1 pseudogene is annotated in these 5379 nt (G+C 63.5%); it reads left to right on the top strand.

The features are described 5' to 3' along the window. Positions 1-92 precede the first annotated feature (92 nt). Positions 93-4920: pseudogene (locus ACWGTO_RS32580) on the top strand (shikimate kinase); the annotation flags it as partial. Positions 4921-5379 lie beyond the last annotated feature (459 nt).

Below are 5379 nucleotides of genomic sequence, written 5' to 3'. Positions count from 1 at the left end.
TGGGAAGGGCGCGTGTTGAGAATTCAGCCCCACAGAACGTGCAAGGTGTAGTCCCGGAACGCGAAGGAGGCCCGCACTGCATCTCCGACGCAATGTCGGACCAGCAGAAGACGTGTGAAGCGACGGTTGTCATCGCCGGCGCGGTGGTTGCCCGCGCCGGCAATCTCGACGGATTCTCGGATTCAGAGTTGGCCGATTTGGTTAACGGCTTCAGCAGATGGCCGGACCAGCAGAAGACGCGTGAAGCGACGGTTGCCATCGCCGGCGCGGTGGTTGCCCGCGCCGGCAATCTCGACGGATTCTCGGATCAAGAATTGGCCAATCTGGTGAACGGTTTCGGCAAGTGGCCGCAAGAAGAAAAAGCACGCAAGGCGATCGTTGCCATCGCCGGCGAGCTCGGTTCCAAGGGCCGTCGCTTCAGCACTTTCAGCACGCCTGCGCTAGTTAGGATCGCCAACGGTCTGTCGCGGGGTATCGAGGGGGGGGAGACCGCCGGCGAGGTCGCCGAACCCGCCTTGCTGAAGGACGGGCTGCATCAACTGGCGCACTACCTCCAATATGCCGAGGATCGGCTGCAGCAGGCCGATGTCCATGCCATCGCGAATATATTCAAGGCGTTGGGCAAGGCGCAGTTGTTGGACGATCTCGGTGCGCTGGCGAAGCCGGGTCTGGACAGGCTCGAGGTGTTACGTGACGCTCCCGGGTTTAAGCTCGACAACAACCTCGAGACGATGGGCAATCTTTGCGCCTCCCTGCTGCCGCTGGCTCGCAGCCCGAAGCCGGTGTTGCGCTGGCACCGCAGGTCGGCGCTGAACCTGCTCAACGCCATCCAGCCGGCGGTGGAACACAAGATCGATGCCCATCTCAAGCCAGGCCAGGTCGAGTGCACCAGCGGCGCCAATGCAAGCCGCTGCCTGGCGCTTTCGATCCATCAAGTGCTCAAGACCCGGGCGGTGCTGGAGACGCTCTACCGGCGGCCCTATGTCGACGGCGACGAGCTCGCCTTGCAGGCCAGGCAGGAAGAGCTGCACGGCAAGACCAGGCAGATCCTAGACGGTGCTCGCGCCCTCATCTACGCCGACCTTTCCTACATGAGCTGGAACGTGATCGCCGAGATCGAGGCGAAGGAGCCGCTCGAAGCGCTCGACACCTTCATGGCGCAGAACGCATCGATGGTCCAGGCCCAGCATGCAGCCGCCAGCTTCGATGTCCATCGGGTCCTTCAGGCCATGGACCACGAGCCGAGACCGCCGCAAGGCGATGCCGGACTGATGCGGCTGCCGGTGGTCGACATGCAAGGCCGGCCGCTGGCCAGCGAAGCCGAGTTGCGCTATTCCATTTTCCACCGCTTGACCTCGGGCGCGGTGAAGGTGGTGGCGGTGCAGCTAAAGGGAACTCCGACTGGCGCCATGCTGACACGCACGTTCCCCGTGGAGGGCGTGCCCTACCGCATGGACCTGTTCGGCGGCAGCAAACTGAAGCCGCCGCAAGAGAGCCTGAGCAAGCTTGCCTCTCACCTGCCCTTCGCGGCCGCAGAGGCCCCAAGCGGCAAGCTTTTGGCGATCCCCTATGCCGAGACGGCTCCGGGTACGGCCTTTGAGCAGCTGTCGCGGGCTTGGGCGCCGTTCAAGGAAGCCTATTACTATACCCAGCGCCGCGGATTTGCCGCGCCGCCGGGCATCCCCGACGTTGGCCCGCATGATTATGCGCTGGAAGGGTGCTTCAAGCTGTCCCTTCTGCCCGACCGCCCCGCAGGCGCATTGCATCCCTTCCGGTTCGAAGGGCGAGACGGCGAGATCGCCTTGCGGCCGCATGACGGCTGCGGTTTCATCAGGGCCTCACTGGCCGAGCGTATGCCGGCCATTGCCCGGGCTCGCCACGACGCTCCCGAGCGGGTGCCTGCCTATGCCGATAAGAGGCAATCGGCGGTACCGCCCTCGGCGCTGCAACATTATCCGCGCAGCGTCGAGGTGGTGCAGGAGACCCGCGAGAAGGCTCTGGCTTGGCTTGAAACCCATCAAAGCCTCACCGCCGAGGAACTGTTCCGGACAGTCACGGGCGGGCATATCGAGGGTTCGAGCGCTATCGCCGTGCCGTCCAGCGACGAATGCCTGCATGTGCCGACGGGCAAGAGCAAGACTTTGGCCCGTGACGCTGGCGTGCTTGTCGGACGCTCCCCCTATGACAAGCCCAACCTGCGCCCGTTCGCCGCCGACCGGGTCAGGTCTGCGCGCGATGGCGATCGGACCGCGGCGTTCCTGGATCGGTGCGTGGCCTTCCAATACAGCTTCAACGTCGCGCACAAGTCGGGGGCTGGGCTTGCCGCCGACGATCCGACCTTCTTTGCCAAAGGCATCTTGATCGTTGTGCCCGACGAAATGTGGCCGGCGGATTTCGCCGAGCGCGGGGTGGTGATGTCTGCCGAGGACGTAAAGTGCCATTCGCACTGGCTGGAGGAAAAGGACCGGGTCAAGGCCGACACCGCGCTCGAGTGCGTCGGCATCCTGCAGGCGACGGAGGTGTTCGGGCCCGGCTCTTTGGTTGCGGTTCCAAGCGCCGAACAAAAAAAGCTCGACGGCGATTTTGACGGCGACAGCGCCGTCATCATCGGCGACCGGCCTCGCCTTTACGAGCATGTGCGCCAGTTCGACGCGCAACTGCAGGCGCGCGGCATCGCCTCGATGAAGCCGCCGAAGTCGCACACGCCGGCCATTGAGAAAGGCGGCTACCAGTTCAGCCGGTCCAAGCAGATCCTGTCGGCCACCGGGCTGGTGCTGGAGACCTACAGCTGCCTGCAGCGCAACATGCTGGCGCAGCCGCTGGAGGCGCAACGCTGGTTTGCAGAGCGTGCCATCTTCGGCACCTACGAGGGCATTCATCATCAGCTCAAGGCCGACATCCGCGCACTGTTGCAGGAAGATCGGCCGGATGGCCAGACCCTCCATGAGCTCATCGCCAGGGCGGGGGAAGACAGCAAGGCCGCCAGGCATCCGGTGGCCTGCGAACTGGCCGCCTTGCTAGTGGCCGAGCTCCAGGCCTGGAACCTGCAGCTCAATAGCGAGCCGGCTCATGAGCAGTCGGATGTCAAGCAGCAGTTATTGCGATCCGTGGCCTCAACCGGCGCGAAGCCTGCCGTCAGCGCCGACGCCGGCGCGCTCTTCCCGAAACTCAGCGAATCCTATCCCGCAACCGCCGACGCCAGGAAGCGCATCGACTTCCTGCTCAACCACTACCAGCCGCGCATCGATCCGCGGCCCGACGGCTATAACCCGGACGATCTGCATGAAAGCGCCATCAATCTGTTGAGCGTCGGCATCAAGGTCGGCACGGACGCCTACAAGTCCGATACCGGTGCGCGGATATTCATGCAAAAAACCACCGAATTGCAGCGGTTGTTGGAGCGGAGGCCCGGCTTCAAGTCGGCGCCCTATGTCAAGGCGCAGGCGGCAAAGCTCCACCAGGGCCGGTTCGACGTCGATGGCAGCCTGGCGGATCTGAAGGACAACCCCACGCTGGCGGCCTCGGTCATGGAGGCCTCGATCAGACTCGCCGTCGAAAAGCGCATCCTGCCCAGCGCGTTAGCAATCTCGGCCGACGACGACCCCGCCACCAGGATAACGCTGAGCAGCGAACAGGCCCTGGAGCGCGCCAGGCTCGAAGCCGCCCCCGCCGAAGCGCAAGAAAGCGCGATTGCCGAAACTGTGCATGCGGTTGCCGAGCTTTTGCGGCAGGACGGCATCGAAGTGAAGGTGCCGCATCTTGACCAACGGTCGCGCGGGCAGGTCTGGATAGCCGACGAGTTGACCGGCCAGAGCGTGAGCGCGGCGCCGGAGGCCCAACTGGTCACCAATGCAGTGCGCCATGTCTTCGAGATCCCGGACGAGGCTTTTACGCGCGCCTTCAGGAAGGCGGCACTGGCCTTCGAGGAGCGGGACTGCAGCGAGGTCGAGACCACCAACTGGTTCATCAGGACGGACACGCCGCGGTTACGCGGCGTTCACACGGCGTTCAGAACCGCGCAGAACTATCGCTTCGAGGTCGAGTTCCATACGCCGGCCAGTTACCGGGCCGAGCTCGCGCAGCGCGCGCAGAGCGAATGCGAGCTGGTCCCCATTCCCCGTGGTGCTTGGGAGATATTACACTGGGGCTCGTCAGGAGAAAGCAGGTCGAGGGCGGCAGGGACCTCCAGGTCGCTCACCGTTGCAAGACAACAGATTGCGGTCGCTCGCTCGCCGCAAGCCGGCGAGATCCTCGCGGCCCTCGGTACGCGGCCGGTCGTGCTCGTCGGCATGCCGGCGAGCGGCAAGTCGACCATCGGCGCCCAGCTTGCCAAGGAGTTGGGGGTGGAGTTTGTCGACATCGATAAGCGTATCGTCGCCGAGCACGGCAATCTGATGGAGATGTTCGCCGACCCTGGCCGTGGCGAGGCGCACTTCAGGGACCTGGAGACCAAAGAGCTCGCCAAGCAGCTGGAGAGAGGGCCCATCGTCATCGCAACCGGCGGCGGCTGCTTTGGCAAGGAGTCCAATCAAGCCCTGATCCTTAATAAGGCGAGGTCGATCTGGCTCGACACCGAGCTGAAAGAGCTCCACAGGCGCCTCAAGAGGGACACCAGCCGGCCGCTGCTGCAAGGCGCCGACATCGAGCAGAAGGTTGACCAGCTGTACGAAGAGCGCAGTCCGTCCTACCAAAAGGTCGATATCAGGTTGCCCCTCGTCCCGCCCTTTCAAAAAGACAAGAAGGACGCCCGCATTTGCGTGAAGGAACTCTACGCTTTCCTGTGCAGCGACAGAGAAGCCGCTCTGCCCGATGCCGAGATATCACATGTCTCCGGTGCTTCCGGCACCGCCATCAGCATGTCCCCACCAGCGCAGCGCCATGCACGATGATCATCACAACGGCTACGATTGCGGGGGCGGCGCGGGCAACCACCGCGCCGGCGGTGGCAAGCGTCACTTCGCGCGTCTTCTGCTGGTCCGACATTGCGTCGGAGATGCGGTGCGGGCCTCCTTCGCTATCAGGACGCCCTGCTTGTCCGACCAACTCTCCGGTGCTGCCCATATTCCCTCTCCGATCCAGCAAAACGCATCGCCTAAAGCCTGTCAACAACAGGACATTATTGGTTTGAGTGCGGTCACGCGAGCCTGCAACGGCATGCTTGAAAGCCGCAGCATTCACGCAATGGCAACTGCCTCGACAACGCCGCAATGAAAAGTTTCTTCGCCACTCGATCGCCCCGACAGCATCGCAAGTCCGAAAGAGGGGGAGGACTATATCCGCTATTACAAACCAACGACCTCATCAGGCTGAAGCTCAAAGGCAGGGGAATCGGGTGAGTTAATTTTCACGAGATGAGGCTGACGAGAAAGTCCTCGTTCC

The organism is Mesorhizobium sp. PL10 (assembly GCF_053714315.1).
This window is presented reverse-complemented; position numbering and strand designations above follow the sequence as displayed.